The following is a 3,116-nucleotide window of genomic DNA, read 5'->3' on the forward strand; positions in this document are numbered from 1 at the left end:
GGGGCCGGCCCGCCCGGGACCGGCCCCGCCGCCCCCTGCCCGTCATTCGGCCTGGCGGATGGCCTCCACGGCCGCCGGGTTCTCCAGCGCGCTGGTGTCGCCCAGCTCCTGCCCCAGGCGGAGGCGCCGCACCAGGCGACGGAGGAGCTTGCCGTTGCGGGTGCGCGGGATCTCGCGGGTGAAGCGGACTTCCTCGGGGCGGAGCGGGCGGCCCAGCCGCGAAGCGACCCACTCCTTCAGCTCCTCCGCCAGCTCCGGCCCGGCCCGGTAGCCCGCGCGGAGGACGACGTAGCAGGCGGGCACCTCGCCCTTGACCGGGTGCGGCACGCCCACGGCCACCGCCTCGGCCACCGCGGGGTGGTCCACCAGCGCCGACTCGATCTCGGCCGGGCCGACGCGCTTGCCGCCCACCTTGAGGGTGTCGTCCGAACGGCCCTGGATGCTCCAGCTGCCGTCCGCCTCGATCACCGCCAGGTCGCCGTGCGCCCAGAGCCCGGGCCAGCGCGACCAGTAGGTCTCCAGGTAGCGCTCCGGGTCGCCCCAGAAGCCGCGCGCCTGACCCACCCAGGGCGCGCGCAGGACCAGCTCGCCCGGCTCGCCGCGCAGCGGGCGCCCTTGCTCGTCCACCACGTCGGCCACCACGCCGGGGAGGGGGCCGCGGAAGGCGCAGGGCTTGACCGGCTCGGCCAGGAAGCAGCCCAGGATCCCCCCGGAGATCTCGGTGCCTCCCGAGTAGTTGAGGATGGGCAGCCGCCCGCCTCCCACCACCTCGAAGAGCCAGCGCCAAGGCTCCGGGTTCCACGGCTCGCCGGTGGAGCCGAAGGCGCGCAGGCTGGAGAGGTCGTGCCCGCGCGCCCAGCCGTCGCCGGCGGCCATCAGCGCCCGCACCGCCGTCGGCGAGAGGCCCAGGTGGGTGAGCCGGTGGCGCTCCACGAGGCGCCAGAGCCGGTCCGGGGCGGGGTGGTCGGGGACGCCCTCGTACAGAAAGACGGCCGCCCCGCGCATCAGCCCCCCGTACACCTCCCAGGGCCCCATCATCCAGCCCATGTCGGTCACCCAGCCCAGGCGCTCGCCGGGCTGGAGGTCGAAGGCCAGCGCCAGGTCGGCGGCCGCCTTGAGCGGGAAGCCGGCGTGGACGTGGAGGACGCCCTTGGGACGGCCGGTGGTGCCGGACGTGTAGAGGATCATGAGCAGCGCCGAGGCCTCCAGCTCCTCGCCCCGGAGCGGTCGGCCGCCCTCCCCGCCCAGGGCCAGCACCTCCTCCCAGGCCAGGTCGCGCCCCGGCTGCCAGGGCACCTCGCCGCCCAGGCGGCGGACGACCACCACCCGCTCCACGGACGGCGCCTCCGCCACCGCGGCGTCCGCCTCGCGCTTCATGTCCACGGGCCGGCCGCGCCGCAGGAAGCCGTCGGCCGTCAGGAGCAGACGCGCGCCGGCGTCGCGCAGGCGCGCAGCCACCGCCGGCCCGGCGAAGCCGGAGAAGGCGGGGACGAAGACGGCCCCCAGCTTGGCCAGCGCCAGGAGGGTGACGGCCGTCTCGGGAAGCATGGGCAGGTAGACGCCGACGCGGTCGCCGCGGCCAATGCCCAGGCGGCCGAGCCCGCGCGCCAGGCGGTCGCACTCCTCGCGCAGCCGGGCGAAGGTGAGGCTGCGCGTGGCGCCGTCGTCGCCTTCCCAGAGGATCGCCGTCCGCTCCGGCGACGCCTCCGCCCAGCGGTCGAGGCAGCTGTCGGCCACGTTGAGCCGCCCGCCCACGAACCACTCTGGCCAGGCCGGCCCGCGCGAGAGGTCGAGGACGCGCTCGTACGGCCGCCGCCAGACCACCCCCAGCTCCCGCTCCACGGCCGCCCAGAACCACTCCGGCTCCTCGGCCGCACGGCGCAGCAGCGCCTCCAGCTCCCCGAGGCCGTGGCGCCGGAGGAAGCGGCGGAGAAAGGTCCGCTCCGCTTCCTCGGGCGCCGGACGCCAGGCGATCCCGCCGCTCGCCGGCCCTGCCACATCTCCCACCTCCCGCCCGCCCCCGGGCACCGCCGCCGCTACCCGGCCGGGAGCGGCGGCACGTAGGGCAGCGTCCGCGCGAAGAGCCACATCAGAAAGAGCACCACCGGCAGGTGGACCAGGAGCTGCAGCACCGAGTAGCCCACCAGCTCGCGCGCGCGCACGTTGAGCAGGCCCAGCAGCGGCAGCATCCAGAAGGGATTGACCAGGTTGGGCAGCGCCTCGGCGGCGTTGTAGATCTGGACCACCCAGCCCAGGTGGACGTGCAGGTCGCGCGCCGCCTGGAGCACGTAGGGCGCCTCGATGACCCACTTGGAGCCGCCCGACGGGACGAAGAGGCCCAGGATCGCCGAGTAGAGCGAGACCAGGACCGGATAGCTGCCGCGGCTCGAGACGTGGACGAAGAAGCGCGCCAGGTCGCCCGCGATGGGCGAGAGCGTGATCATGCCGAAGATGCCGGCGTAGAAGGGGAACTGGATGAGGACGCCGGCGGTCGCCGGCACCGCCTCCGCCACCGCGCGCACGAAGGCCCGCGGCCGCCAGTGGAGCAGCATGCCCACCATGAGGAAGAGCAGGTTGTAGGTGTTCAGGTCGAGGGCGGCCAGGGGGCCCTTGGCCGCCAGCACCTGGCCCAAGTAGGCCAGGCCCAGGAGCGCCACCAGCACCGTCAGCAGCGGGCTGTACTCCGGCCACTCGCCCGGCGTCCGGCGCGGCTCCAGGCGCGTCTCGGGCAGCCCCGCCGGCACGCCGTAGGCCTCCGCCGTCCTGGCGCTGGCGGCCGGCGCCGAGAGCCAGGCGACCAGCACCGAGAGGAACAGGAGGATGGCGGCCGTGGCCAGGCTCTGCCAGGTGAAGATGGTCTGGCCCAGCGGGATGACGCCGCTGATCTTGAGCAGCGCCGGCGGGATGGAGCCCGGGGTGGCCATCATCAGCGCGGCCGAGCTGGAGAGCCCCAGCGCCCAGATGCTGCCCAGACCCAGGTAGGCGGCCGCGCCGGCGGCCCGGTAGTTGAGGCCCCGCACCCGCTGCGCCAGCTCGCGCACCAGCAGCCCCGAGAAAATGAGGCTGAAGCCCCAGCTGATCAGCGAGGTGAAGGCGGCGAAGAAGGCGACGAAGGC

Annotated in this window: 2 protein-coding genes; both read right to left on the reverse strand. The window is 75.1% G+C overall.

What is annotated here, in order from left to right; translation table 11 throughout:
* Positions 1-42: 42 nt before the first annotated feature.
* Positions 43-1,974, reverse strand: coding sequence for an AMP-binding protein (locus K6U79_11410; protein ID MCL6522960.1), 1,932 nt, complete (start codon positions 1,972-1,974; stop codon positions 43-45).
* Between the two features lie 62 nt (positions 1,975-2,036).
* On the reverse strand, positions 2,037-3,116 hold a 1,080-nt coding region (locus tag K6U79_11415), incomplete at its 5' end, for a TIGR00366 family protein (GenBank protein ID MCL6522961.1).

It is taken from the genome of Bacillota bacterium, from assembly GCA_023511835.1.
Taxonomy (GTDB): domain Bacteria; phylum Bacillota; class Sulfobacillia; order JAIMAT01; family JAIMAT01; genus JAIMAT01.